The 22,769-nt window shown below is 65.7% G+C and carries 21 protein-coding genes; 11 read left to right on the top strand and 10 right to left on the bottom strand.

The window, feature by feature from the left end:
• Positions 1-184: 184 nt before the first annotated feature.
• Positions 185-388, bottom strand: a complete 204-nt coding sequence (locus CFB39_RS14150) for a cold-shock protein (RefSeq protein WP_006478030.1) — start codon at positions 386-388, stop codon at positions 185-187.
• A gap of 545 nt (positions 389-933) precedes the next feature.
• Here CFB39_RS14150 and clpS point away from each other — a divergent pair.
• The 4 genes from clpS (at position 934) to CFB39_RS14125 (ending at position 5,935) form a co-directional block, all read left to right on the top strand.
• Positions 934-1,248, top strand: a complete 315-nt coding sequence (gene clpS / locus CFB39_RS14140; protein WP_006398529.1) for an ATP-dependent Clp protease adapter ClpS — start codon at positions 934-936, stop codon at positions 1,246-1,248.
• Entirely contained in the window at positions 1,245-3,545 is a 2,301-nt protein-coding gene (gene clpA / locus CFB39_RS14135; protein ID WP_089473428.1) for an ATP-dependent Clp protease ATP-binding subunit ClpA, read from the top strand. The genes clpS and clpA overlap by 4 nt, the downstream gene beginning before the upstream one ends.
• Before the next feature lie 104 nt (positions 3,546-3,649).
• Positions 3,650-5,029: an amino acid permease gene (locus CFB39_RS14130; protein ID WP_089431881.1), complete on the top strand. Its 1,380-nt coding sequence runs from the start codon at positions 3,650-3,652 to the stop codon at positions 5,027-5,029.
• Positions 5,030-5,164: 135 nt separating this feature from the next.
• Positions 5,165-5,935 carry a hypothetical protein gene (locus CFB39_RS14125; protein ID WP_089473427.1) on the top strand — a complete coding sequence of 257 codons (771 nt, stop codon included), beginning with the start codon at positions 5,165-5,167 and terminating at the stop codon, positions 5,933-5,935.
• Between the two features lie 52 nt (positions 5,936-5,987).
• Here CFB39_RS14125 and dut read toward each other — a convergent pair whose 3' ends face one another.
• The 5 genes from dut to CFB39_RS14100 form a co-directional block, all read right to left on the bottom strand.
• Positions 5,988-6,434, bottom strand: coding sequence for a dUTP diphosphatase (gene dut, locus CFB39_RS14120; protein WP_057926079.1), 447 nt, complete (start codon positions 6,432-6,434; stop codon positions 5,988-5,990).
• 55 nt (positions 6,435-6,489) lie between these two features.
• Positions 6,490-7,701: a bifunctional phosphopantothenoylcysteine decarboxylase/phosphopantothenate--cysteine ligase CoaBC gene (gene coaBC / locus CFB39_RS14115; RefSeq protein ID WP_089426151.1), complete on the bottom strand. Its 1,212-nt coding sequence runs from the start codon at positions 7,699-7,701 to the stop codon at positions 6,490-6,492.
• Between the two features lie 67 nt (positions 7,702-7,768).
• Complete coding sequence (gene lspA / locus CFB39_RS14110; RefSeq protein WP_069248662.1) at positions 7,769-8,269, bottom strand: signal peptidase II; 501 nt, start codon at positions 8,267-8,269, stop codon at positions 7,769-7,771.
• 2 nt (positions 8,270-8,271) lie between these two features.
• Positions 8,272-11,109, bottom strand: coding sequence for an isoleucine--tRNA ligase (ileS, locus tag CFB39_RS14105; protein WP_089473426.1), 2,838 nt, complete (start codon positions 11,107-11,109; stop codon positions 8,272-8,274).
• 104 nt (positions 11,110-11,213) lie between these two features.
• Positions 11,214-12,206 carry a bifunctional riboflavin kinase/FAD synthetase gene (locus tag CFB39_RS14100; RefSeq protein ID WP_089431602.1) on the bottom strand — a complete coding sequence of 331 codons (993 nt, stop codon included), beginning with the start codon at positions 12,204-12,206 and terminating at the stop codon, positions 11,214-11,216.
• Between the two features lie 123 nt (positions 12,207-12,329).
• Between CFB39_RS14100 and purN the strand changes: the two genes are divergently transcribed.
• The 6 genes from purN to nadC all read left to right on the top strand — a co-directional run bounded on the left by purN (position 12,330) and on the right by nadC (position 19,359).
• Complete coding sequence (gene purN, locus CFB39_RS14095; protein ID WP_089473425.1) at positions 12,330-12,992, top strand: phosphoribosylglycinamide formyltransferase; 663 nt, start codon at positions 12,330-12,332, stop codon at positions 12,990-12,992.
• On the top strand, positions 12,989-14,254 hold the full coding sequence (locus CFB39_RS14090) for an RsmB/NOP family class I SAM-dependent RNA methyltransferase (protein ID WP_011352957.1): 1,266 nt from the start codon (positions 12,989-12,991) through the stop codon (positions 14,252-14,254). The genes purN and CFB39_RS14090 overlap by 4 nt, the downstream gene beginning before the upstream one ends.
• An 18-nt stretch (positions 14,255-14,272) precedes the next feature.
• The gene (locus CFB39_RS14085) at positions 14,273-15,637 is read left to right on the top strand and encodes a mechanosensitive ion channel family protein (protein WP_089473424.1); all 1,365 of its coding nucleotides are present in this window, start codon (positions 14,273-14,275) and stop codon (positions 15,635-15,637) included.
• A gap of 220 nt (positions 15,638-15,857) precedes the next feature.
• Positions 15,858-17,051, top strand: a complete 1,194-nt coding sequence (locus CFB39_RS14080) for an acyl-CoA desaturase (RefSeq protein WP_089426146.1) — start codon at positions 15,858-15,860, stop codon at positions 17,049-17,051.
• Between the two features lie 206 nt (positions 17,052-17,257).
• Entirely contained in the window at positions 17,258-18,394 is a 1,137-nt protein-coding gene (nadA, locus tag CFB39_RS14075) for a quinolinate synthase NadA (RefSeq protein WP_089473789.1), read from the top strand.
• Positions 18,395-18,477: 83 nt separating this feature from the next.
• A complete protein-coding gene (gene nadC / locus CFB39_RS14070) occupies positions 18,478-19,359 on the top strand; it encodes a carboxylating nicotinate-nucleotide diphosphorylase (RefSeq protein WP_089473423.1) in 882 nt (293 codons plus the stop codon).
• Positions 19,360-19,450: 91 nt separating this feature from the next.
• On the opposite strand, the gene nadB is transcribed toward nadC, so the two are convergent.
• The 4 genes from nadB to radC form a co-directional block, all read right to left on the bottom strand.
• The gene (gene nadB / locus CFB39_RS14065; protein ID WP_089473422.1) at positions 19,451-21,037 is read right to left on the bottom strand and encodes an L-aspartate oxidase; all 1,587 of its coding nucleotides are present in this window, start codon (positions 21,035-21,037) and stop codon (positions 19,451-19,453) included.
• 160 nt (positions 21,038-21,197) lie between these two features.
• Positions 21,198-21,365, bottom strand: coding sequence for a 50S ribosomal protein L33 (gene rpmG / locus CFB39_RS14060; RefSeq protein ID WP_006478046.1), 168 nt, complete (start codon positions 21,363-21,365; stop codon positions 21,198-21,200).
• Positions 21,366-21,382: 17 nt separating this feature from the next.
• The gene (gene rpmB, locus CFB39_RS14055; RefSeq protein ID WP_004186391.1) at positions 21,383-21,616 is read right to left on the bottom strand and encodes a 50S ribosomal protein L28; all 234 of its coding nucleotides are present in this window, start codon (positions 21,614-21,616) and stop codon (positions 21,383-21,385) included.
• Between the two features lie 237 nt (positions 21,617-21,853).
• Positions 21,854-22,639 carry a DNA repair protein RadC gene (gene radC / locus CFB39_RS14050; RefSeq protein WP_089473421.1) on the bottom strand — a complete coding sequence of 262 codons (786 nt, stop codon included), beginning with the start codon at positions 22,637-22,639 and terminating at the stop codon, positions 21,854-21,856.
• Here radC and CFB39_RS40810 point away from each other — a divergent pair.
• Positions 22,638-22,763, top strand: coding sequence for a hypothetical protein (locus CFB39_RS40810; protein ID WP_256093565.1), 126 nt, complete (start codon positions 22,638-22,640; stop codon positions 22,761-22,763). The genes radC and CFB39_RS40810 overlap by 2 nt on opposite strands.
• Positions 22,764-22,769: the final 6 nt, after the last annotated feature.

Genomic DNA, 22,769 nt, shown 5'->3' with positions numbered 1-22,769 from the left:
CGAGGCGGTGATTATGTTTCACGCGCGGGATGAGTATTCGATCTGCGCGCGTGACGAGACAATGTGTGTTCAATTATCGGGATTGAACGAAAAGGCCGGCCAATCGATTATCGATTGGCCGGCCTCAAATAAAGAAACCCGGCGCAAACCATGCGCCGGGTTTCTTCGTCTGATATCCGGTGCCTTATGCGGCCTGGATGTTCGACGCTTGCTTGCCCTTCGGTCCTTGAACGACGTCAAAGCTCACCTTCTGGCCTTCCTTCAGCGTCTTGAAGCCATTCATGGTGATAGCCGAGAAGTGCGCAAACAGATCCTCACCGCCCTCATCGGGAGTGATGAAACCGAAGCCCTTCGCGTCGTTGAACCACTTAACGATACCAGTTGCCATTTCCTACTTCCCCTGTCACACAGTCGCTGCTACTTACCACGAGCACGCTCGAAAAGCTAAACGACCTGAAAAACGCAGCCGTTCCCCCCTCACAAGCTCACCTCGGCCTCTTTCATTTTGCCAACCGGCAAATTGAAAAAAGTGCCAGCTTGATTGTTGGCGCTCTTTATTGGAGTGTCAAGTGGAATTTTTAGACGTTTAGAGGGACGTTGTAAAGAACCCATTTTCAGGGTTTTTCCGGCTTTGCTTGGCAGCACGCGGCCAAGCGCGAGGTCTTGAAAAGCCGCATAATCGGCTCATATACCAGGCTCGAGTGACACGCGTTCGAGTCGTCCCGGCTTGTGGGATACTGGATGCGGACACGACGTTCCGGTGCGGTTCCCCTGACGGTTCGTGTTCCGCGCCACGCGTGAAAGCCGGCACCGCAGCCGGCTTTCGTATGGCACGAAGAAGATCGCGTGTTCCGGGATTCCGGGGAGGGCGCCGGCCGGTCGGTCGGGTAATGGCAGGATTGCGGGCCTGTCCGAGTTGTTTAGAATGGGTGTATGGCGATTATCCCGGACAAGCAGGACAGCACCGTCCTGGAACGCAAGCAGCAGAAGCTCAAGCCGCCTTCGATGTACAAGGTGGTGCTGCTGAACGACGACTTCACGCCGATGGAATTCGTCGTGATGGTGGTCCAGGAGTATTTCAAGAAGGATCGCGAGACGGCCACGCAGATCATGCTGAAGGTCCATCGCGAAGGGCGAGGGGTTTGTGGGGTCTATACGCGGGACATCGCGTCGACCAAGGTTGAGCAAGTCGTTACCCATGCGCGGCAGGCCGGGCATCCGCTGCAGTGCGTGATGGAGGAAGCATGATTGCCCAGGAATTGGAAGTCAGCCTGCACATGGCGTTCATGGAAGCACGCCAGGCGCGCCATGAGTTCATTACGGTCGAGCATTTGCTGCTGGCTCTGCTGGATAATCCGACGGCAGCCGAGGTGTTGCGCGCGTGCGCGGCAAACATCGAGGACTTGCGTCAGAACCTGCGCAATTTCATCCACGACAACACACCTACCGTCCCGGGTACCGACGATGTCGATACCCAGCCGACGCTCGGTTTCCAGCGCGTGATCCAGCGCGCGATCATGCACGTCCAGTCGACGTCGAACGGCAAGAAGGAAGTGACCGGCGCGAACGTGCTGGTCGCGATCTTCGGCGAGAAGGATTCGCATGCCGTGTACTACCTGCAGCAGCAGGGCGTCACGCGCCTCGACGTCGTGAACTTCATTTCGCACGGCATCGCGAAGACGAACAGCGGCGAAGCCGCGAAGTCGACCGACGCGAACGCGGAAGGCGAAGACGCGAATGCGCAGAAGGAAACCCCGCTCGCGCAATTCACGCAGAACCTGAACCAGATGGCGAAGGACGGCCGCATCGATCCGCTGATCGGTCGCGAGCCCGAGGTCGAGCGCGTGGTCCAGGTGCTGTGCCGCCGCCGCAAGAACAATCCGCTGCTCGTCGGCGAGGCCGGCGTCGGCAAGACCGCGATCGCGGAAGGGCTCGCCTATCGCATCACGCGCGGCGAAGTGCCGGACATCCTCGCGAACGCGCAGGTCTACTCGCTCGACATGGGCGCGTTGCTCGCGGGCACCAAGTACCGCGGCGACTTCGAGCAACGTCTGAAGACGGTGCTGAAGGAGCTGAAGGAGCGTCCGCACGCGATCCTGTTCATCGACGAGATCCACACGCTGATCGGCGCGGGTGCCGCGTCGGGCGGCACGCTCGATGCGTCGAACCTGTTGAAGCCGGCGCTGTCGTCGGGCGTGCTCAAGTGCATCGGCGCGACCACGTTCACCGAGTATCGCGGCATCTTCGAGAAGGACGCGGCCCTGTCGCGGCGCTTCCAGAAGGTCGACGTGACGGAGCCGACCGTCGAGCAGACGGTCGCGATCCTGCGCGGGCTGAAGTCGCGCTTCGAGGAGCATCACGGCGTCAAGTATTCGTCGGGTGCGCTGTCGGCCGCGGCCGAACTGTCGGCGCGCTTCATCACCGACCGTCACCTGCCGGACAAGGCGATCGACGTGATCGACGAAGCGGGCGCGGCCCAGCGCATCCTGCCGAAGTCGAAGCAGAAGAAGACGATCGGCAAGAGCGAGATCGAGGAAATCATCTCGAAGATCGCGCGCGTGCCGCCGCAGAGCGTATCGCAGGACGATCGCAGCAAGCTGCAGACGCTCGACCGCGACCTGAAGAGCGTCGTGTTCGGCCAGGATCCGGCGATCGATGCGCTCGCAGCCTCGATCAAGATGGCGCGCGCGGGCCTCGGCAAGATGGACAAGCCGATCGGCGCGTTCCTGTTCTCCGGCCCGACGGGCGTCGGCAAGACCGAGGTGGCGCGCCAGCTCGCGTTCACGCTCGGCATCGAGCTGATCCGCTTCGACATGTCGGAATACATGGAGCGTCACGCGGTGAGCCGCCTGATCGGCGCGCCGCCGGGCTACGTCGGGTTCGACCAGGGCGGCCTGCTGACCGAAGCCGTCACGAAGAAGCCGCACTGCGTGCTGCTGCTCGACGAAATCGAGAAGGCGCATCCGGACATCTTCAACGTGTTGCTGCAGGTGATGGATCACGGCACGCTGACGGACAACAACGGCCGCAAGGCGGATTTCCGCAACGTCATCATCATCATGACGACGAACGCGGGCGCCGAGTCGATGCAGAAGGCGACCATCGGCTTCACGACGCGCCGTGAAACGGGCGACGAGATGACCGACATCAAGCGCCTGTTCACGCCGGAGTTCCGCAACCGCCTGGATTCGATCATCAGCTTCCGCTCGCTCGATGAGGAAATCATCATGCGCGTGGTCGACAAGTTCCTGATCCAGCTCGAGGAACAGCTGCACGAGAAGAAGGTCGACGCGCTCTTCACCGACGCGTTGCGCAAGCATCTCGCGAAGCACGGCTTCGATCCGCTGATGGGCGCGCGGCCGATGCAGCGGCTGATCCAGGACACGATCCGCCGTGCGCTGGCCGACGAATTGCTGTTCGGCAAGCTGTTGAACGGCGGTCACGTGACGGTCGACGTCGACGAAGGCGACAAGGTGCAGTTGTCGTTCGACAAGCTCGGGAACCCGCCGCACAAGCCTAACGAAGAGGCGGTCGAAGTCGAGTAAGCGATAATCGGGTAGTTCATGCGAACGGCGCGGGAGGTTTTCCGCGCCGTTTCGTTTTATCTGGCGCCGGCGGCGCGATGGTGGTGCAGGGGAGTGGCAACGCAGTGACACAACAACAACGGACGTTCGACGACATCGTCGCGCGCGAACAGGGTTTGCGCCACGCGCTGACGTCTGGGCAGATGGCGATGATCGCGATCGGCGGCGCGATCGGCACGGGGCTGTTCCTCGGCAGCGGGTTCGCGATCGGGCTCGCCGGCCCGAGCGTGCTGGTCTCGTATGCGATCGGCGCGCTGATCGCGCTGCTGCTGATGGGCGCGCTCGCGGAAATGACGGTCGCCCATCCGACGGCCGGCTCGTTCGGCGCGTATGCCGAGCACTATGTCGGCCCGCTGGCGGGTTTCCTGGTGCGCTACGCGTACTGGTTCGCGGTCGTGTTCGCGATCGGCACCGAGATCAGCGCGATCGCCGTGTTCATGAAGTACTGGTTCCCGGCGGTGCCCGGCTGGTACTGGGTGATCGGCTTCTCCGCGCTGCTGATCGCCGTGAACCTCGCGAGCGTCACGCTGTACGGCACGGTCGAATACGCGTTCTCGCTGCTGAAGATCGCGGCGATCGTCGTGTTCATCGTGCTCGGCGCCTATCTCGTGTGGTCGGCGCCGGCCGCATCGGGCGTTGGTTTCGCGAACTACACCGCGCACGGCGGCTTCATGCCGAAGGGGCCGTGGGGCACCTGGGTCGCGGTGATCGTCGCGATCTTCAGCTACATGAGCATCGAAGCCGTCGCGATCGCGGCCGGCGAGGCGCGCGATCCGCAGCACGCGGTCACGCGTGCGTTCCGCTCGACCGTGTTCCGGCTCGTGCTGTTCTACCTGCTGACGCTGTCGCTGATGCTCGCGATCGTGCCGTGGACGCAGGCCGGCACCGACGAAAGCCCGTTCGTGAAGGTGATGGCCGCGACTCATGTGCCGTACGCGGCAGGCGTGATCAACTTCGTGCTGTTGATCGCGGCGCTGTCGGCGATGAACAGCCAGCTGTACGTGACGACGCGGATGATGTTCAGCCTGTCGCGTGCGCGGCTCGCGCCCGCGGTGTTCGGCCGGCTCGGCACGAACGGCGTGCCGCGCGCGGCGCTGTGGATCTCGACGAGCGGCGTCGCGGTTGCGGCCGTGCTGGTCGCGCTGGCGCCCGACACCGCGTTCACCGTGATGATGGCGATCGCGATGTTCGGTGCGCTGTTCACGTGGCTGATGATCTTCGTCACGCACCTGCGCTTCCGTGCGCGCTATCGCGGCCCCGCGCTCGCGTTCCGGATGTGGGGGCATCCGTTCGGCAGCCTGCTCGGCGCGGGCCTCGTCGCGGCGATCCTGTTCACGACTGCGTTCACGCGCGAATTCCGGATGACGATGGTGGTCGGCGTCGTGTTCGTCGTGCTGCTCACGCTCGCGTACGCGCTGCATTACCGGCACCAGCACGCGCGTTGAGGGTCATGGCGCGGCTGCCCGCACCGATTCCCCGTTCGCTAAGGTTGCGTTAAGCCTGCGGCGACTACATTCGATCCTGTCTGCAAGGCAGGCCGGCACGCGCCGGCCTGCCGCTTTCCTGCAAAAGGGGTTCGAATGAACAAACTTCCCGAAATCACGCTCGCGTTCTGGATCATGAAGATCTGCGCGACGACGCTCGGCGAAACCGGCGGCGACCTGCTGTCGATGACGCTGAACGTCGGCTACGCGGTGAGCTCCATCCTGCTGTTCGGCTTCTTTCTCGTGACACTGGGCGCGCAGCTCAGGACGACACGCTATCGCCCGGCGATCTACTGGGCCGTGATCGTCGCGACGAGTACGGCCGGCACGACGATGTCCGACTTCATGGATCGTACCCTCGGCCTCGGCTATGCGGCCGGCTCGTCGATTCTCGTCGCGATCCTGCTGGCGATCTTCGCCGTGTGGCGCCTCAGCGGCGAATCGCTGTCGGTCGACATGATCCGCACGCGCAAGGTCGAACTGCTGTACTGGATCGCGATCCTGTTCTCGAACACGCTCGGCACGGCCCTCGGTGACTTCCTCGCGGACAGTTCGGGGCTCGGCTTCGGTGGCGGCGCGCTGCTGATCGGCGGGCTGCTCGCGGTGATCGTGCTGGCGCACTATTTCACGCGGATCTCCGGCGTGCTGCTGTTCTGGGCCGCGTTCGTGCTCACGCGCCCGTTCGGCGCGACGGTCGGCGACCTGTTGACGAAGCCGGTGGCGAAGGGCGGCCTCGCGCTCGGCACGATCGGCTCGTCGGCCGTGCTGCTCGGCGTGCTGGTCGCGATGGTGATCTATGCGATCGTGGCGCAATCGCGGCAGCGCGACCTGGCGCCCGCGCGGATCGCACAATCCGTCGAGGAATGACGGCGAAGGAATGGAAAAAGGGGCCGCGAGGCCCCTTTTTTTGTTGCGTCGTTCAGTGGCGGCCGGTGCTGCCGAAGCCGCCCTCGCCACGATCGCTTTGCGCGAAGTCGTCGACGATGTTGAACTGCGCCTGCACGACCGGCACGATCACGAGCTGGGCGAGCCGCTCGAACGGATTCAGCACGAACTCGGTCTGGCCGCGGTTCCACGTCGAGACCATCAGCTGGCCCTGGTAGTCGGAATCGATCAGGCCGACGAGGTTGCCGAGCACGATGCCGTGCTTGTGGCCGAGGCCCGAGCGCGGCAGGATCAGCGCCGCGTAGCCGGGATCGGCGAGATGGATCGCGAGGCCGGTCGGCACGAGCGTCGTCTCGCCGGGCTGCAGCGTGACCGGTGCATCGAGGCACGCACGCAGGTCGAGGCCCGCGCTGCCGGTGGTTGCGTAGGCGGGCAGGTAGTCGCGCATGCGCGCGTCGAGAATCTTCAGGTCGAGTTTCATGCGGTCGTCGGATGAGTCGGGAAGGACGCGGCGGCAACGGCCGCCGCGCGGGAGATCAGATCAGGCGGTTGTCGGGCAGGCGCTTCGCGATTTCCGCGACGAGCGTGTGCGCGAGTTCGTCCTTCGGTGCGCGCGGCAGGCGCGTGAGGCCGGCGGCCTCGAACAGCACGACTTCGTTGTCGTCGCGACCGAACGTCAGCGGGCCGAGGTTGCCGACCAGCAGCGGCACGTTCTTGCGCTTGCGCTTCTCGTCGCCGTGCACGTCGAGGTCGCCGCTTTCGGCCGCGAAGCCGACGCAGAACGGCGGATCGGGCAGCGCCGCGACCGATGCGAGGATGTCGGGGTTCTCGACGAACGCGAGCTCGGGCATCTTGCGGTCGGCCGTCTTCTTCATCTTGTGCTCGGCCGGCTGGGCGACGCGCCAGTCGGCGACGGCAGCCACCGCGATGAAGATGTCGGCATCGGCGACCGCATGCATGACCGCGTCGTACATCTGCTGCGCAGTCTGCACGTCCTGGCGGTAGACGCCCCACGGCGTGTCGAGCGCCACCGGCCCCGCGACGAGATGCACGTCGGCGCCGGCCTGCTGCGCGGCGCGCGCGAGCGCGAAGCCCATCTTGCCGCTCGAGCGGTTCGTGAGGCCGCGCACCGGGTCGAGCGGTTCGAACGTCGGGCCGGCCGTGATCAGCACGCGCCGGTGCGCGAGCACCTTCGGCGCGAAGTGCGCGACGATCGCTTCGTAGATCGCCTCGGGCTCGAGCATGCGGCCGTCGCCGACTTCGCCGCACGCCTGCGCGCCCGAATCCGGGCCGAGTACCGACACGCCGTCCGCGCGCAGTTGCGCTGCGTTGCGCTGCGTGGCCGGGTTCTGCCACATCTGGCGGTTCATCGCGGGAACGACGAGCAGCGGGCAATCGCGCGCGACGCACAGCGTCGACAGCAAATCGTCCGCGAACCCGTGCGCGAGCTTCGCGAGGAAATCCGTCGACGCGGGCGCGATCACGATCGCATCGGCTTCGCGCGACAGGTCGATGTGCGCCATGTTGTTGTCGACGCGCGCGTCCCACTGGCTCGTGTAGACGGGGCGGCCCGACAGCGCCTGCATCGTGACGGGCGTGATGAACTGGGTGGCGGCTTCGGTCATCGCGACCTGCACGGTCGCGCCGGCCTTCACGAGCAGCCGCGTGAGTTCGGCGATCTTGTAGCAGGCGATGCCGCCCGTCAGGCCGAGAACGAGGTGTTTTCCTGCGAGTTCTGCGTGTGCCAACTCAGGCCTCCAAGGGTCAAACGGAACGGCCGGCGCGAAGCCGGCCGTCGACGCCGAGTATGCGCGCTTAGCGCGAGCCGCGCACGCGACGCAGTTCGTCGTAGATCAGCAGCACCGCGCCGACCGTGATCGCGGAATCGGCGAGGTTGAACGCCGGGAAGTGCCAGGCGCCGAGATGGAAATCGAGGAAGTCGATCACGTGGCCGTAGACGAGCCGGTCGATCACGTTGCCGAGTGCGCCGCCGAGGATCATCGCGAGCGACAGGCTGAACAGCCGCTGCTGGCCGTGACGCTTCAGCAGGAAGCAGATCACCAGCGTCGCGGCGATGCCGAGCGCGGTGAACGCCCAGCGCTGCCAGCCGCCTGCGGTCGACAGGAAGCCGAACGCGGCGCCGCGGTTGTACACCAGCACGAGGTTGAAGAACGACGTCAGCTCGTGCTGCGCGCCGTACGCGAACGTCTTCAGGATCGCGATCTTCGACAACTGGTCGAACAGGATCACGATCAGCGAAATGCCGAGCCAGGGCGCAAGCGCGCCGCTGGCCGGCTTCGACAGGGTTTTCGCCATGGTTAAGCAGCGCTCCGGATTTCGCCGTTTTCGAACAGGTTGGAGAAGCAGCGGCCGCACAGCGTCGGATGATCGGCATGCGCGCCGACATCTTCGCGGTAGTGCCAGCAGCGCTCGCACTTCTGGTACTTCGACGCAGCCACGTCGACGCTTTCCTGCGCTTCGTCGTCGACCTTGACGACCGTCGCGGCCGACGTGATCAGCACGAACTTCAGATCGTCGCCGAGGCTCGTGAGCGCGTCGTAGCGTGCGCCGCTCGCGTGCACCGCGACTTCGGCCTGCAGCGACGAACCGATGCGGTTCGCGGTGCGTGCTTCCTCGAGCGCTTTCGTCACGTTGCCGCGCACCTCGCGCAGCAGCGCCCACTTCTCGATCAGCGCGGCCGAGCCGTCGACTTCCGGATACGCGTAGTAGGTTTCCGTGAAGATCGTGTCGCTGGCCGGCTGGAACACCTTCCACGCTTCTTCCGCCGTGAACGACAGGAACGGCGCGAGCACGCGCAGCAGGCCGTGCGTCAGGTGGTACAGCGCCGTCTGCGCGGAGCGGCGTGCGCGCGAATCGGCCGCGCTCGTGTACAGGCGGTCCTTCAGCACGTCGAGGTAGAAGCCGCCGAGATCTTCCGAGCAGTACGTCTGCAGCTTCGCGACGACCGGGTGGAATTCGTACTTCTCGTAGTGGCCGAGCAGCTCAGTCTGAAGCTGCTGCGAGAACGCGACCGCATAGCGGTCGATCTCGAGCCATTCGTCGACCGGCACCGCGTGCTGCGCGAAGTCGAAGTCCGACAGGTTCGCGAGCAGGAAACGCAGCGTGTTGCGGATGCGGCGATAGCCTTCGGTCACGCGCTTGAGGATTTCCTCGGAGATTGCGAGCTCGCCCGAGTAGTCGGTCGACGCGATCCACAGGCGGATGATTTCCGCGCCGAGACGGTTCGCGACTTCGTGCGGATCGATGCCGTTGCCGAGCGACTTGCTCATCTTGCGGCCTTCGCCGTCGACCGTGAAGCCGTGCGTGAGCAGGCCCTTGTACGGCGCGCGGCCGTCGATCATCGACGCCGTGAGCAGCGACGAGTGGAACCAGCCGCGGTGCTGGTCCGAGCCTTCGAGGTAGAGGTCGGCCGGGAACTGCAGCTGATCCTTGTGCGAGCCGCGCAGCACGTGCCAGTGCGTCGTGCCCGAATCGAACCACACGTCGAGCGTGTCGCGGTTCTTTTCGTACAGGTTCGCGTCGTCGCCGATCAGCTCGCGCGGGTCGAGCGTCTGCCACGCCTCGATGCCCGACTGCTCGACGCGCTTCGCGACTTCCTCGAGCAGCTCGAGCGTGCGCGGATGCAGTTCGCCGGTTTCCTTGTGCACGAAGAACGCCATCGGCACGCCCCACTGGCGCTGGCGCGACAGCGTCCAGTCAGGACGGTTCGCGATCATGCTGAACAGGCGCTGCTTGCCCCACGACGGGTAGAACGCGGTCGCGTCGATGCCTTCCAGCGCGGTTTCGCGCAGCGTCTTGCCGCCGTCGCGCGGCGTCACGTCCATGCCGGCGAACCACTGCGACGTCGCGCGGTAGATGATCGCCGTCTTGTGGCGCCAGCAGTGCATGTAGCTGTGCTTGTAGTGCTCGCTGCGCAGCAGCGAGCCGGCCGCGTTCAGCGCGTCGACGACCTTCGGGTTCGCGTCCCAGATCGACAGGCCGCCGAACAGCGGCAGCGATTCGATGTAGCGGCCGTCGCCCATCACCGGGTTGATGATGTCCGAGTCGGTCATCCCGTGCGCCTTGCACGACTGGAAGTCCTCGATGCCGTACGCGGGCGACGAGTGCACGACGCCGGTACCCGTGTCGGTCGTCACGTAGTCGCCGAGGTACACGGGTGCGGTGCGCTTGTAGCCGGGGTGAGCCGACGCGAGCGGGTGGTGGAAGCGCAGGCCCGCGAGCTTCACGCCCGGCGCGGTTGCCACGACGCGGCCGGTCAGCTTGAAGTCGGTCATGCATGCTTCGACGCGCTCTTCCGCGATGATCAGCAGCCCGCGCTCGGTGTCGACCAGCGCGTAGACGATTTCCGGATGGAGGTTCAGCGCCTGGTTCGCCGGGATCGTCCACGGCGTGGTGGTCCAGATCACGATGCCGCCTTCGGCGCGCGGCAGCGCCGGCAGGCCGAACGCCTGCGCGGTCTTTTCCGGTTCCGCGAACGCGAACATCACGTCGATCGTCGGATCGGTGCGGTCCTTGTACTCGACTTCCGCTTCCGCGAGCGCCGAGCCGCAGTCGAAGCACCAGTTCACCGGCTTCAGCCCGCGATACACGTAGCCCTTCTCGATGATCTTGCCGAGCGCGCGGAGCTCTTCCGCCTCGTTGACGAAGTTCATCGTCTTGTACGGGTTGGCCCAGTCGCCGAGCACGCCCAGACGCTTGAAGCCGACCTTCTGCTTCTCGATCTGCTCGGTCGCGTACGTGCGCGCCTTGCTCATCACTTCGGCCGCCGGCAGCGACTTGCCGAACTGCTTCTCGATCTGGATCTCGATCGGCATCCCGTGGCAATCCCAGCCCGGCACGTACGGCGCGTCGAAGCCGGCCATGTTGCGCGACTTGACGACGATGTCCTTCAGGATCTTGTTGACGGCGTGGCCGAGGTGGATGTCGCCGTTCGCATACGGCGGGCCGTCGTGCAGGATGAACTTCGGCCGGCCGGCGCTGGCCGCGCGGATCTTCTCGTAGATGCCGCGCTCTTCCCATTCCTTGACCCACTGCGGCTCGCGCTTGGGCAGGTCGCCGCGCATCGGGAACGGCGTGTCGAGCAGGTTGACCGGATACTTGGCCTGCGGTTTCGAATCGGCTTTCTTGTTGCTCATGATGGAATCGCTATCTCAATCTCGGGGGACGCGCGAGCGTCGTGAATCGGGTATGCGCGCGACTGGGCGGCGCGAGGGTGCGGCGCGGGGCGCCGCCGTCCGGATCAGCTAATTCGGTCGGTGGCCGACGTCGCGAAGCCCGTGGCGCGGCTGCCCGGCGCACGGTCGCGCTCGATGAAGTACGCACGCGCATTCGCGACGTCCAGCGCGATCGCGCGCGACAGCGCCTCGAGATCGTCGAATTTCGCCTCGTCGCGCAGCTTCTTCAGGAATTCGACGCGGATGAGCTTGCCATAGGCATCGCCGTGCCAGTCGAGCAGGTGGACTTCGAGCAGCACGCGGCCCGAATCGTCGACGGTCGGGCGCAGGCCGAGGCTCGCGACGCCCGGCAGCGGGGCGGGGCCGAGGCCGTGCACCTGCACGACGAAGATGCCCGAGAGCGCCGGCCGCTTGTGTGCGATCGGCAGGTTCAGCGTCGGGAAGCCGAGGTCGCGGCCGAGCTTCAGCCCGTGCGCGACGTGGCCGCTGATCGCATAGCCATGGCCGAGCGCCTGCGCGGCCGCATCGAGATCGCCGGCCGTGAGCGCGGCGCGCACGCCCGAGCTCGAGATGCGCGTGCCGTCGCTGCCGGCCACCGTACCCATCTGCTCGACCTCGAAGCCGTACTGCGCGCCGGCTGCCTGCAGCGTGTCGAAGGTGCCCGCGCGTTTCGCGCCGTAGCAGAAATCGTCGCCGACCATCATCCAGCGCGTGTGCAGCCCGTTCACCAGCGTGCGTTCGACGAACGCCTGCGGCGACTGGCTCGCGAACGTGTGGTTGAAGTGCTCGACGACCACGCGGTCGACGCCGTGATCGCGCAGCGCCTCGAGCTTGTCGCGCAGCATCGCGATGCGCGGCGGCGCGCCGGCCGGGTTGAAGAATTCGCGCGGGTGCGGTTCGAACGTCATCACGCACACGGGCAGGCCGCGTGCGTCCGCTGCCGCGCGCACGCGCGCGAGCAGGGCCTGGTGGCCGCGATGGACACCGTCGAAGTTGCCGATCGTCAGCGCGCACGGGGCGCGGCTCTCGGCGTTGGGCAGGCCGCGGAAGACTTTCACGATAGCGGATGCAGCGTCGGGGGAATGGGCGGTGGGATGCCGCAAAGCAGAAGATTATAAACGTTCGGGCGGGCCGGCGGCCGAGAAGGGGGGAAACGCGGGGGCGAATGGTAAAATTCGCGGATGAAAAAACTCGTGATCCTGATTTCCGGTCGCGGCAGCAACATGGAGGCCATCGTCCGCGCGTGCGCGCAGGAACGCTGGCCGGCCGAGGTTGCGGCCGTGATCGCCAACCGGCCCGACGCGGCCGGCCTGGCATTTGCCGCGTCGCACGGGGTGACGACGGCGGTGGTCGACCACCGGTCGTTCGACGGCCGCGACAGCTTCGACGCGGCGCTCGCCGCCGAGATCGACCGATTCGCGCCCGATCTCGTGATCCTCGCCGGCTTCATGCGCATTCTCACGCCCGCATTCGTCAGACGATACGAAGGCCGGCTGCTGAACATCCATCCGTCGCTGCTGCCGAGCTTCAAGGGCATCCACACGCACCAGCAGGCGCTCGACGCGGGGGTCGCGCTACATGGCGCGAGCGTGCATTTCGTCATTCCCGAACTCGACAGCGGCGCGATCGTCGCGCAGGGCGCGGTGCCCGTGCGCGCGGGCGACGACGCGGCCGCGCTCGCGCAGCGTGTGCTGACGGTCGAGCATGTGCTGTATCCGCGCGCGGTGCGCTGGTTCATCGAGGGGCGTCTGCGCCTCGAGAACGGCCGTGCAGTGGTGGCGCCGGAAGAGGCGCGCTGGATTTTCGCGGATCAACCGCATACCGAAACGAGTGAGGGCGTATGAAACTGCACGGATTCCTGATCGGCCAGACCGAGACTTTGTTGGCCGAGGTGCTGAAGTTCGCCGGCCCTGCCGATGCGACGACGAGCCGGTTCTTCCGCGCGCATCCGAAGCTCGGGCATGCCGAGCGCGGCGTGATCGCCGAGGCCGTGTTCGCGGTGCTGCGCCGCAAGATGGAGTTTTCGCATCTCGCCGAGAGCGGCACGGGCACGCCTGCGCGACGCCTCACGCTGCTCGGCCTGATGCAGACGGCTGGCCGCAATGCGCTGAAGCCGTTCCTGTCCGACACCGAGTCCGCATGGCTCGAGCACGTGTCGAAGATCGATCCGGCGAGCCTGCCGGTGCGCATCCGCACGAACCTGCCCGACTGGATCCACCAGGCATTGTCGGCCCGTTTCGACGCCGACGAGCTCGCGCAGCTCGCAGCCGCGCTGAACTACCCGGCGCCGCTCGACCTGCGCGCCAACGTGCAGAAGGCCAGCCGTGACCAGGTCATCGACGGGCTGCGCGCGGAAGGCATCGATGCGGGCGCGACGCCGTTTTCACCGTTCGGCGTGCGCGTGGTCGGCAAGCCGGCGCTGACGCGCCTGAGGCTGTTCGAGGAAGGCGCGATCGAGGTGCAGGACGAAGGCAGCCAGCTGCTGTGCTCGCTGGTCGCGCCGCGCCGCGGCGAGATGGTCGTCGATTTCTGCGCGGGCGCGGGCGGCAAGACGCTCGCGCTGGGCGCGATGATGCGCTCGACCGGGCGCCTCTACGCGTTCGACGTGTCGGAGAAGCGCCTGGCGAAGCTGAAGCCGCGCCTCGCGCGCAGCGGGCTGTCGAACGTGAACCCGGTGCTGATCGACAGCGAACACGACGCGAAGATCAAGCGGCTCGCCGGCAAGATCGACCGCGTGCTCGTCGATGCGCCGTGCAGCGGCCTCGGCACGCTGCGCCGCAACCCGGACCTGAAGTGGCGCCAGACGCGCACCGCGATCGACGAGCTGACGCCGAAGCAGGCGTCGATCCTCGCGAGCGCCGCGCGCCTGGTGAAGAAGGGCGGCCGGCTCGTCTACGCGACCTGCAGCGTGCTCGACGCCGAGAACGAACGCATCGTCGAACAGTTCCTGGCCGACCATCCCGAGTTCGTGCTGGTGCCGGCGCAGAAGGTGCTGGACGATCAGCGCATCGAGCTCGAGACGGGCGACTACCTGTCGCTGTGGCCGCATCGCCACGCGACCGACGGCTTCTTCGCCGCGGTGCTCGAACGGCGCGCTGCGCAGTAACGGCGGGCTGGACGGACGATGGAGAATCTGCAGAGCCGCCTGCTGTCGCACCGGCTGGCATTGGTCATCCGCGATTTCCACCAGCCGGTGATGATCTGGCAGGCGGCGATCCTCATCGGCGCGCTGTGCTTCGCATGGGTGGCCGCGCGCTTCGTGCACGGCCGGATCGACGCGCGCCGCCGGGCGGCCGGACGTGCGCCCGGCGCGGGCGCGCAAAGCCTGAAGCGCGCGTTGTTCCCGCTGTTCGGCGGCCTGTTCGTGGGCGGCGCGCAGCTCGCGTTCGACCCGTTCATGTCGACGTCGCTGCTGTCGCTCGCGCTCGTGCCGCTGTTCGGCATCGGGCTGATCTACGTGCTGTTCTTCTTTGCGCGGCGCGTGTTCGCGCGCGATGGCCACACGCATGCATGGCTGTCGATCGTCGAGAAGATCGTGTCGGCCGTCGTATGGGCCGCGATGGTGCTGACCGTGCTCGGCATCCAGCGTGACGTGCTCGGCTGGCTCGACAGCGTGCAGTTCCGTGTCGCCAATGCGCATCTCACGCTGCTGTCGGTGATCTCCGGCGCGCTGTGGGTGTGCGTGACGCTGATGGTCGCGATGTGGCTCGGCTCGGTGCTCGAGGATCGCCTCACACGTGCGAGCACGCTCGACGCGAACCTGAAGGTCGTGCTGTCGCGGGTCGGCCGCGCGCTGCTCGTGTTCGCGGCGATCCTGATCGGGCTGTCGCTGGTCGGCATCGACGTGACGGTGCTCGGCGTGTTCGGCGGCGCGGTGGGTGTCGGCCTCGGTTTCGGGCTGCAGAAGATCGCCAGCAACTACGTGTCGGGCTTCATCATCCTGCTCGACCGCTCGCTGCGGCTCGGCGACGCGATCAGCGTCGGCGGCCTGCAGGGCGTCGTCACGCAGATCCGCACGCGCTACACGGTCGTGCGCGGCCTCGACGGCAACGAGACGCTGATCCCGAACGAAAAGCTGATCACCGACGTCGTGCAGAACCAGTCGTCGTACCTGACGCGCGGCTACGCGAAGGTCGCGGTGCAGGTCGCGTACACGAGCGACGTCGAGCACGCGCTCACGCTGCTCGCCGATGCGGCCAAGGGCGTGCCGCGCGTGCTGGCTGAGCCTGCTCCGACCCCGTATCTGGTGAGTTTCGGAGCGGACGGGATCGACCTGGAGCTCGGTTTCTGGATCGAGGATTCGGCGAAAGGCACGTCCGGCGTGCGTTCGAGCGTGAACCGGAACATCTGGCGCCTGTTCAGCGAGCACGGGATTTCGATTCCGTTCCCGCAGCGCGAAGTGCGCGTCGTCGGGTTGCCCGACACCTTTCCCGCCACGGGTGTGACGGCCGGCAACGGCGCCGTGGACGGGCACGCACCGGCGGCATGACGCGCGCCGTCGTCAATCGTATCGACCCCGCGGCCGGAACCGGATCGCGGGCCTTTCCAAGTCCGCCCATGGACTGGGTTTGTTGCGTCAGGGCAAGAAAATGTTCATTTTTTACAAAGACTTGGAACGGTTGAAGTAAAATTCTGGTCTACACGCGGTATGCTTTCATTTTTCTGACGCTCGGCGCGTGCCGGCGTCGCTCTCATCACAGGTAACTGCCTTGTTGAATTCCCTGCTCGATTTTCTTTCCCACGGGCTCCTGCATTTTTCGTGGTGGCAGGTCGCGCTGTTCGCGCTCGCCGTCACGCACGTCACGATCATCGGCGTGACGGTCTACCTGCACCGCTGCCAGGCGCACCGCGCGCTTGAGCTGCATCCGATCGCGAGCCACTTCTTCCGCCTCTGGCTGTGGATGACGACCGGCATGCTGACCGGCCAGTGGGCCGCGATTCACCGCAAGCACCACGCGAAGTGCGAGACCGAGGAAGATCCGCACAGCCCGCAGACGCGCGGCATCTGGAAGGTGTTCCTCGAAGGCGCCGAGCTGTATCGCGCGGAAGCGAAGAACGAAGAGACGATGCGCAAGTTCGGCCACGGCACGCCGAGCGACTGGGTCGAGCGCAACGTCTATTCGAAGTACCCGATTCTCGGCATCAGCCTGATGATGGTGATCGACGTCGCGCTGTTCGGCGTGATCGGCCTGACCGTGTGGGCCGTGCAGATGGTCTGGATTCCGTTCTGGGCGGCCGGCGTCGTCAACGGCTTCGGTCACTTCTGGGGCTATCGCAACTTCAACTCGGCCGACGCGAGCACGAACCTGTTCCCGTGGGGCATCGTGATCGGCGGCGAAGAACTGCACAACAACCACCACACGTTCGCGACGTCGGCGAAGCTGTCGAACAAGTGGTACGAGTTCGACATCGGCTGGATGTACATCCGCATCATGTCGGCGTTCGGTCTGGCGAAGGTGAAGAAGGTCGCGCCGACGCCGCGCCTGAACAAGCCGAAGACGGTGCTCGACCAGGAAACGCTGCAGGCCGTGCTGTCGAACCGCTACGAAGTGATGGCGCGCTACGGCAAGGCCGTGAAGCGTGCGTACCGCCAGGAGCTCGCGCACCTGAAGGAAATCGGCGGCGAGAAGTACCAGATGATGCGCGGCGCGCGCAAGTGGTTCCACAAGGACGCCGACGGCCTCGACGAGCCGCAGAAGAAGCTGCTGCCGGAAATCTTCGCGAACAGCCAGAAGCTGCAAACCTACTTCCAGCTGCGCCAGGATCTCGCCGCGATCTGGGATCGTTCGACCGCATCGCGCGAACAGCTTCTCGCGCAATTGCAGGATTGGTGCCATCGCGCAGAACAAAGCGGCATCAAGGCGCTGCAGGAATTTGCGACGCGCCTGCGCCGCTACGCCTGATTCGAAATCGATTAGAATCTAAGGACGTCAAAAACCCCGCGTTGGCGGGGTTTTTTATTTGGTCCGCCGGTTTTTGAACGGTGTTCGGCAGGGCCGGATTGGTATGAGGCTTGGGGCAGCGTGGAAGTGTTGCTCCGGGGCGAACGCAGGGGATGGGATCGGAGTGGGCGCTAAAGCGCTAACTCTGATCGACAGGAGATATGGAGATGCAATCGACGATCAAACCCGTCGAGTACGACCGGCCCGTTGCAGCAGGGACCGTGTGCGGCGTGGGGCAGGCATGGGCCAAGGTGCCCGATGCACCGTCCGCCGAAGAGCGGGCCGCGCTGAAAGCGCGCATCAAGGTATTGCTCGTGCGTGAAAAGGCCGTGCTGGTCGCGCACTACTACGTCGACGCCGAGTTGCAGGAACTCGCCGACGAAACCGGCGGCTGTGTCGCCGATTCGCTCGAAATGGCCCGCTTCGGCCGTGACCACGACGCGCAGACGCTGGTCGTCGCCGGCGTGCGCTTCATGGGCGAAACCGCGAAGATCCTGAGCCCGAACAAACGCATCCTGATGCCCGATCTCGACGCGACCTGTTCGCTCGACCTCGGCTGCCCCGTCGACGAATTCTCGGCGTTCTGCGATGCGCATCCCGACCGTACCGTCGTCGTCTACGCGAATACCAGCGCCGCCGTGAAGGCGCGCGCGGACTGGATGGTCACGTCGTCGATCGGCCTCGAGATCGTGGCCGACCTGCACGCGCGCGGCGAGAAGATCATCTGGGCGCCGGATCGCCATCTCGGCAGCTACATCCAGAAGAAAACCGGCGCGGACATGCTGCTGTGGCAAGGCTCGTGCCTCGTTCACGACGAATTCAAGGGTATCGAGCTCGATCTGCTGCGCGCCGAGTATCCGGACGCGAAGGTGCTCGTCCACCCCGAATCGCCGGAAAACGTCGTCGCGCAGGCCGATGTGGTCGGCTCGACCACGCAGCTGATCGATGCGGCGGTCAAGCTCGACGCGACGCACTTCATCGTCGCAACCGATCTCGGCATCCTGCACAAGATGCAGCTTGCGGCACCCGGCAAGACCTTCATCGCCGCGCCGACGGCCGGCAACAGCGCCACCTGCAAGAGCTGCGCGCACTGCCCGTGGATGGCGATGAACGGCCTCGCGAACCTGGCCGACGTGCTCGAACGCGGTCACAACGAGATCTTCGTCGATCCCGCGATCGGCGAGCGCGCACGCCTGCCAATCGACCGGATGCTCGATTTCGCGGCCGCGCACAAGAAGCGCGTGCAGGCGAGCGGCGATCTGCAGCGTGACCAGCAACTGTTCGCGAACGTGGGGGCTGCGTAATGAATAGCCCCCACGCTCACATTCGTTCACTGCCCCCCGAGGGGGCGGCCACCTTCCTTGGGGACGGCCCGGCGGAAGGCGGCGTGAGTTCCGCAGTATCCCCGCTCTTCAACATCGTCCGCGAGCAGTACGGCGCGGCATTCGACGATGCGATCGCGCGCAACGTGGCCGATGCGATCGCGGAAGACGTCGGCACCGGCGACCAGACCGGGCGGCTCGTACCGGCCGGCGGGCGTCGCCGTGCACGCATCATCGTGCGCGAGGAAGCCGTGCTGTGCGGCGTGCCGTGGTTCGAGGCCGTGATTGCCCGGATCGATCCGGCGATCGTGGTGCAGTGGCGTTATCGCGAAGGCGATCGTATGTCGCCCGATTCGACCGTCTGCGAGCTCGAAGGGCCGGCGCGCGCGCTGCTGACGGCCGAGCGCAACGGGCTGAACTTCCTGCAACTGCTGTCGGGCGTCGCGACCGCGACGCGTCGTTACGTCGATCGCGTCGAAGGCACGCGCGCGAAGATCCTCGATACGCGCAAGACGCTGCCGGGCCTGCGGCTCGCGCAGAAGTACGCGGTGCGCGTCGGCGGCGGCGAGAACCAGCGGCTCGCGCTGTACGACGGCATCCTGATCAAGGAAAACCACATCGCGGCGGCAGGCGGTGTCGGCGAGGCGCTCGACGCGGCATTTGCGCTGGAGTCGGGCGTGCCTGTGCAGGTCGAAGTGGAGACGCTTGCACAACTCGATACGGCACTCGCACATCGCGCGCAGTCGGTGTTGCTCGACAACTTCACGCTCGACATGATGCGTGAAGCGGTGCGTGTGGCGAACGGCAAGGCCGTGCTCGAAGTGTCCGGCGGCGTCAATTTCGATACGGTGCGTGCGTTTGCGGAAACGGGGGTCGACCGTATCTCGATCGGCGCGCTGACGAAGGACGTGCGCGCGACGGACTATTCGATGCGGATCGTCGACTGACCGAACGCGTTCGATCAGACAAAAAAGCCGTTGGCGCGCAAACGCCAACGGCTTTTTTCCTGTGCGGCCGCAGCCGGAAAGGGCGTGCCGCTCAGCGACGCGCGCGCGGCGTGAGCACGCTCGGCAGTGCCTTCGGCAGCGAGTTCGGCCAGTCGCGGCTGTAGTGCAGCCCGCGGCTTTCGCGGCGCGAGTGCGCGCTCTTCACGATCAGCGTCGCCACGTCGACGAGGTTGCGCAGTTCGAGCAGGTCGCGCGTCACGCGGAAGTTCGCGTAGTACTCCTGGATCTCGTCGCGCAGCAGCGACAGCCGGTGCTTCGCGCGTTCGAGGCGCTTGTCGGTGCGCACGATGCCGACATAGTTCCACATCAGGCGGCGCAGCTCGTCCCAGTTGTGCGCAACGACGACTTCCTCGTCCGCATCCGATACGCGGCTTTCGTCCCACGCGGGCAGCGTGGCCGGCGTTTCGGCATCGAAGCCGGCTGCCTCGATCGCTTCGGCCGCGGCACGACCGATCACGAGGCATTCGAGCAGCGAGTTGCTCGCGAGCCGGTTCGCGCCGTGAAGCCCCGTGTACGACGTTTCGCCGACCGCATACAGGCCCGCGAGATCGGTGCGCCCGGCGAGATCGGTGACGACGCCGCCGCACGTGTAGTGCGCGGCCGGCACGACGGGAATCGGCTCTTTCGCGATGTCGATGCCGAATTCGAGGCAGCGCGCGTGGATCGTCGGGAAGTGTTCGCGCAGGAACGCTTCCGGCTGGTGGCTGATGTCGAGATACACGCAGTCGATCCCGCGCTTCTTGATCTCGAAGTCGATCGCGCGCGCGACGATGTCGCGCGGCGCGAGTTCGGCGCGCGGATCGTGCGCGGGCATGAAGCGCGTGCCGTCGGGCAGCTTCAGCAGGCCGCCTTCGCCGCGCACGGCTTCCGAAATCAGGAACGACTTCGCATACGGATGGAACAGGCAGGTCGGGTGGAACTGGATGAATTCCATGTTCGACACGCGGCAACCTGCGCGCCACGCCATCGCGATGCCGTCGCCGGTCGCGGTGTCGGGGTTCGTCGTGTACAGGTAGACCTTGCCGGCGCCGCCCGTTGCGAGCACCGTATGCGGCGCCTCGATCGTGATCGTGCGGTCGTTGTTGACGTCGAGCGCGTACAGGCCGTGACAGCGGCGGCCGGGCAGGCCGAGCCGGTCCGACGTGATCAGGTCGATCGCGTGGTGGTTTTCGAAGAACGTGATGTTCGGATGCTGGCGTGCACGCGCCGACAGCGTGGCGAGCACCGCATGGCCGGTCGCGTCGGCCGCGTGGATGATCCGGCGGTGGCTGTGGCCGCCTTCACGGGTGAGGTGAAAGCCGAGCTCGGCCGCGTCGTCCTTCGTGAACGGCACGCCCTGCGAGATCAGCCATTCGATCGCTTCGCGGCCGTGCTCGACGATATAGCGCGTCGCGCCTTCGTCGCACAAGCCGCCACCGGCGACCAGCGTGTCGTCGACGTGGTTCTCGATGCTGTCCGCCGAATCGAGGACTGCCGCGATGCCGCCTTGCGCGTTATCGCTCGCGCCCTCCATCATCGACCGTTTCGCGATCAGCGCGACACGTCGCGTGCTGGCCAGGTTGAGTGCGACCGACAGCCCTGCCAGGCCGCTGCCGACGATCGCCACGTCGAATTTCATGCTGCATCTCCATCGTTACGCTTTTGATCTTGTGCGTTCCGGCGGCCGTGGCCGCGGAAAGGGGAGAGCATACCGCGTCGCGCCGGAGCGTGCGCGCAAAACAAAAAGCCCCGCATGTGCGGGGCTTTTCGGTCGCCGTCAGGCTAGCAGAAACCGGAGATTACTTGATCTTGGTTTCTTTGTATTCCACATGCTTGCGGACGACGGGATCGAACTTCTTGATCGCCATCTTTTCCGGCATGTTGCGCTTGTTCTTCGTGGTCGTGTAGAAGTGACCCGTACCAGCGGTCGACTCGAGCTTGATCTTGTCGCGTGCGCCTTTTGCCATGATTGTGCTCCTTGGGCTTAGGCTTCGCCGCGTGCGCGCAGGTCAGCGAGCACGGAATCGATGCCGTTCTTGTCGATCAGGCGCAGGCCGGCGTTCGAGACGCGCAGGCGCACCCAGCGGTTTTCGCTCTCAACCCAGAACCGGCGGTTTTGCAGGTTCGGCAGGAAGCGACGCTTGGTCTTGTTGTTGGCGTGGGAAACGTTGTTGCCGCTCATCGGCGCTTTCCCAGTTACTTGGCATACGCGTGCCATGAGAGCACTCCTAATACGCTAAATTCGGGGTTCGATCGCCGATGAAGGTTCCATCGTACCGCCACGTGATCCATGGCTGCACTCAGAACGCCGAAGCCCTTACAGACAAGGCCCTTCGATGGCTAGAACTGGTTGGAAAAAAGACAGACGGCGATTCTAGCAGAAAAAGTTCAGAAAAATCAAACCTAATTTCGCATCACCGTTGCGGCGCCGTTGGGCGGGCCGCAACCGCACAGTCTACATCCAACCGGCCCGTGCGAACGAAAAAGTATCACTGGTGCCGATCACGACGTGATCGAGCAGCCTGACATCGACGAGCGCGAGCGCGTCGTGCAGCGCGCGGGTCAGGCGGCGATCTTCCGCGCTCGGCTGCACCGCGCCCGACGGATGGTTGTGGGCAACGATCAGTGCCGCGGCGTTGTATGCGATCGCGCGTCGCACGATCTCGCGCGGGTAGACGGCCATGCGCGTCAGCGAGCCGCGCGTGATTTCCTCCATGTCGATCAGGCCGTGGCGCGCGTCGAGGTAGACCGCGGCGAACACTTCGTACGGACGCGCGCCGATCTTCAGCCGCAGATAGTCCTCGACCGCGCCGGGCGAATCGATCGGCTTCTTCTCGTGCGCTTTCTCCTTCAGCATGCGACGCGCGATCTCGATGACGGCAACCAGCCGCGCGGCGCGCGCGGGGCCGATGCCGGGGTGCGCCTCGAAATCGTCGGTGGTCGCCTCGAGCAACCCGTGCAACGACTTGAACTGCTTGACCAGTGCGCGGGCGGTGGTGAACACGTCGTGCCCGGGCTTGCCTGTGCCGAGCAGCAGGGCGACCAGTTCGTCGTCGGTCAGCGCCGCCGGCCCGCGCTCCAGCAATCGCTCGCGTGGCCGCTCGGGCCGCCAGCCGCGCAGGCGGTGCTTGCGCCGGTGGATCGGGATGACGCGGCCGGGCGGATCGGCCGGCAGATCGGCCGGCAGATCGGTGCTGTCGCGGCATTCGACTGGCGGCAAGGCTGGGCAGGGTGACAGCATGCTTGAAACTCCATTGGCGGCGGGCAGTGTGCGCGACGTCGTCGCACTTTCCGCCTTGCGCGCTCAGGTGACTTACAATATTGGTTTTGCGCCGGGCCTTTCGGCCGTATCGGGCGCCGACTGAACGAGT

The sequence above is a fragment of the Burkholderia sp. AU6039 genome (assembly GCF_002223365.1).
GTDB lineage: Bacteria > Pseudomonadota > Gammaproteobacteria > Burkholderiales > Burkholderiaceae > Burkholderia.
This window is presented reverse-complemented; position numbering and strand designations above follow the sequence as displayed.

Coding starts and splice junctions, on each gene's coding strand:
- CFB39_RS14150 (WP_006478030.1), bottom strand. CDS start 388: ATGGCAACTGGTATCGTTAAGTGGTTCAACGACGCGAAGGGCTTCGGT.
- clpS (WP_006398529.1), top strand. CDS start 934: ATGGCGATTATCCCGGACAAGCAGGACAGCACCGTCCTGGAACGCAAG.
- clpA (WP_089473428.1), top strand. CDS start 1,245: ATGATTGCCCAGGAATTGGAAGTCAGCCTGCACATGGCGTTCATGGAA.
- CFB39_RS14125 (WP_089473427.1), top strand. CDS start 5,165: ATGAACAAACTTCCCGAAATCACGCTCGCGTTCTGGATCATGAAGATC.
- dut (WP_057926079.1), bottom strand. CDS start 6,434: ATGAAACTCGACCTGAAGATTCTCGACGCGCGCATGCGCGACTACCTG.
- lspA (WP_069248662.1), bottom strand. CDS start 8,269: ATGGCGAAAACCCTGTCGAAGCCGGCCAGCGGCGCGCTTGCGCCCTGG.
- ileS (WP_089473426.1), bottom strand. CDS start 11,109: ATGAGCAACAAGAAAGCCGATTCGAAACCGCAGGCCAAGTATCCGGTC.
- purN (WP_089473425.1), top strand. CDS start 12,330: ATGAAAAAACTCGTGATCCTGATTTCCGGTCGCGGCAGCAACATGGAG.
- CFB39_RS14090 (WP_011352957.1), top strand. CDS start 12,989: ATGAAACTGCACGGATTCCTGATCGGCCAGACCGAGACTTTGTTGGCC.
- CFB39_RS14085 (WP_089473424.1), top strand. CDS start 14,273: ATGGAGAATCTGCAGAGCCGCCTGCTGTCGCACCGGCTGGCATTGGTC.
- nadA (WP_089473789.1), top strand. CDS start 17,258: ATGCAATCGACGATCAAACCCGTCGAGTACGACCGGCCCGTTGCAGCA.
- nadB (WP_089473422.1), bottom strand. CDS start 21,037: ATGAAATTCGACGTGGCGATCGTCGGCAGCGGCCTGGCAGGGCTGTCG.
- rpmG (WP_006478046.1), bottom strand. CDS start 21,365: ATGGCAAAAGGCGCACGCGACAAGATCAAGCTCGAGTCGACCGCTGGT.
- rpmB (WP_004186391.1), bottom strand. CDS start 21,616: ATGGCACGCGTATGCCAAGTAACTGGGAAAGCGCCGATGAGCGGCAAC.
- CFB39_RS40810 (WP_256093565.1), top strand. CDS start 22,638: ATGCTTGAAACTCCATTGGCGGCGGGCAGTGTGCGCGACGTCGTCGCA.
- radC (WP_089473421.1), bottom strand. CDS start 22,639: ATGCTGTCACCCTGCCCAGCCTTGCCGCCAGTCGAATGCCGCGACAGC.